Source organism: Micromonospora sp. AMSO31t (genome assembly GCF_008868175.1).
Taxonomy (GTDB): Bacteria; Actinomycetota; Actinomycetes; order Mycobacteriales; family Micromonosporaceae; genus Micromonospora.
In genome coordinates this window covers 1-2,829 of sequence record NZ_WBKT01000277.1, presented here as the reverse complement: position 1 = coordinate 2,829, position 2,829 = coordinate 1, and the positions used below count along the sequence as shown (strand labels likewise).

Here is a 2,829-nt window from a genome sequence, read left to right as displayed (position 1 = left end):
ATGGGGGGCGGGAGTTGTGCTGTGCGCGCCGACGGCCCGGACGGGGCAGCCCGTGGCTCCCCGGTCGGCGGACCCGTCGCCGAGGCAAGGTGAGCGGCGCTCGCAGCATTGTGGGTCGCCGGCCGGCCCAGCGGGAGAGCCGGACCGGCCGGTATCGCCTTTCTGTCGGAAACCCGACAGACAGTCAGCCTCGGACGGCCGCCATCGCCTCCGCCAGCCGCCGGACGCCCTCGTCGATCCGGTCGGCCGTCACCGCGGAGAAGGCCAGCCGCAGCGCGTGCCGGCCGCCCTCGATCATGAAGTCGCTGCCCTTGACCACCGCGACGCCACGCTCCGCCGCCGCCGGGGCGAGCCGGTCGACCTCCACGTCCTCGGGCAGCTCGATCCAGAGGAAGTAGCCCCCGTCCGGCTCCACGAACCGGGCCTCGGGGATGTGCCGGCGAAGCGACTCGGCCAGCACCACGGCGCGCTCACCGAGCGCCGTCCGCACCGTGTGGATCGACCGGTCGATCTCGCCGGAGACACAGAACTGGTGCACGATCGCCTCGGAGACCATGCCCGGCGAGATGTACAGGTTGGTGGCCCGCTTGGCGATCTTCGCGATCACGTCGGTGGGGCCGACCAGGTAACCGACCCGGACGCCCGGGCAGACCGTCTTGGTGAAGCTGGACGCGTGCACCACCACGCCCCGCGTGTCCATCGACAGCATCGAGGGCAGCGGCTCACCCCGGAACCGGATGTCCGCGTACGGGTCGTCCTCGAAGATCGTGAAGTCATACTCGGCGGCCAGGTCGAGCAGCTCACGACGCTTCTCCAGGGAGAGGGTCACGCCGGCCGGGTTCTGGTAGTTCGGGATGACGTGGGCCAGCCGCGGCCGGACCCCCGACTCCAGCAGCTTGCGCAGCTCGGCGGTGTCCAGGCCGTCCGGCTGGATCGTGACGCCGTGGATCTCGCTGCCCATCTGCTGGAGGTTGAGCAGCGTCCGGTCGTACGTCGGGCGCTCGACCACCACGGCGTCGCCCCGGCGGACCAGGTGGTCGAAGAGGAACGCGTCGGCCTGGAGCGAGCCGTTGGTGATCAGCACCTGGTCGGCCTCGACGCCGTGCTTCTCCGCGATCCACTTCCGGAGGGGCGGGTAGCCGACGGAGGTGCCGTACGCCGTGATCCCGGCGGGGTCGGCGTCGAAGGCGCGGACGGCGGCGGCCTTGAGCCCCTCGACATCGACGATGTCCAGCGAGGGAGCCCCACGGGCGAAGGAGATCAGCTGCTCGGCGGTCATGCGCACGAGCCTAGGGCCTGGTCCGGCGGGTCCGACCGCCATACACGCGAAGTTCAACATGCGGGCGGCCGCTCCGTCCACCAGGGCCGACGCGAATTCGAAACGAGTTCGCGGCTGTCTACCATCCGACCGGAAGCTGGCGCCGGGACCACCGGCCGCCGAAGGTTTGCGGGTCGCGGCAGGCCCGGGGAGACAGGTGGTGAGGCTCGTGACCGAGGACGACGCCGGACGGCTCGACGACCAGCAGTTCGCGCAGTGGCTGGCCGGCCGGGCGGGCGAGGCGCTCACCGCGCTGCGGGCCCGGCAGGGCTTCGCCGACCCGAAGGCGCTCAAGGACGCCGGCGACCGCGCGTCGCACGAGCTGATGACCGCCGCGCTGGCGCGCTGGCGGCCCGCCGACGCGGTGCTCTCCGAGGAGGAGGCCGACTCGCGCCGGGCCTGGGCCGACGGCGAGCGGGCGCCCCGGCACGACGCCGACCGGGTCTGGATCATCGACCCGCTGGACGGCACCCGGGAGTTCTCCGAGGCCGGACGGGACGACTGGGCGGTGCACGTGGCGCTCTGGCAGCGCTCGGCCGCGCCGGACGGCGCCCTGGTCGCCGGCGCCGTGGGCATGCCGGCCCGGACCACCGTGGACGGTGACCAGCTCATCCTCGGCACCGCCTGCCCGACCCCGAAGGCGGTCGACGGGCCGATCCGGATCGCGGTAAGCCGCAGCCGCCCGCCGGCCTTCGTCGGCGAGCTGGTCGAGCTGCTCGGCGCGCAGGCCGTCCCGATGGGCTCCGCCGGGGTCAAGGTGTGCGCCGTGGTGACCGGCGAGGTCGACGCGTACGTCCACGCGGGCGGCCAGTACGAATGGGACAGCGCCGCCCCGGTGGCGGTGGCCCTGGGCGCCGGGATGCACGCGTCCCGGGTCGACGGGTCACCGCTGCGCTACAACCGGGCCGACCCGCGCCTGCCCGACCTGCTGGTCTGCCGCCCCGAGCTGGCCGACCGGCTGCTCGACGCGATCGCCCGCACCGGGGTCGAGATGCCCGCTTCGACCGTCACCGACACCCTGGGTGGGGCGTTCGGCTGAGTGTTGCGGTACGCACGGCCCAGGTGACCGGAGGATATCGTCGGTCGGAATGCACGTCCGACCTGAGCCCCGAGAGACGGGCCACCGCCAGCCAGGGAGGGTCATGCCGGCCGAGCGAGACCAGCACAACGCCTTCGGACAGCCGACCGGCCTCTGGCCGGGGCAGGACGTCCCGCGCCAGCAGGGCGCGCCCGTCCTGCCCTGGCCCGAGGCCGCGCCGCCGGTGCCACCGGCCGAGGCCCGATCCGGCCTGCCCTGGCCGGAGACCGGGCCCGGTCACGCCGACCCCGACCCCCGGTGGGCCGGGGCCGACCGGGGACACGCCTGGCCGGCGCGGCAGGCCGGCCCGGCCGGGCACCCCGACGCCGATCCGGGGGCAACCTGGACGGCGGACGCCGACTGGCCGCCGCACGGCGGGGAGCAGGACTGGCCGCCACCGGGCGGGGAGCACGACTGGCCGCCACCGGGCGGG

Annotated in this window: 2 protein-coding genes and 1 pseudogene; 2 read left to right on the top strand and 1 reads right to left on the bottom strand. The window is 74.4% G+C overall.

The window, feature by feature from the left end; genetic code table 11:
• Positions 1 to 184: 184 nt before the first annotated feature.
• Positions 185 to 1,279: a PLP-dependent aminotransferase family protein gene (locus F8274_RS30325; RefSeq protein WP_151465795.1), complete on the bottom strand. Its 1,095-nt coding sequence runs from the start codon at positions 1,277 to 1,279 to the stop codon at positions 185 to 187.
• Between the two features lie 199 nt (positions 1,280 to 1,478).
• Between F8274_RS30325 and F8274_RS30320 the strand changes: the two genes are divergently transcribed.
• Positions 1,479 to 2,357 carry a 3'(2'),5'-bisphosphate nucleotidase CysQ gene (locus tag F8274_RS30320; RefSeq protein WP_151465793.1) on the top strand — a complete coding sequence of 293 codons (879 nt, stop codon included), beginning with the start codon at positions 1,479 to 1,481 and terminating at the stop codon, positions 2,355 to 2,357.
• Between the two features lie 103 nt (positions 2,358 to 2,460).
• A pseudogene (locus F8274_RS30315) lies at positions 2,461 to 2,829 on the top strand (hypothetical protein); the annotation flags it as partial.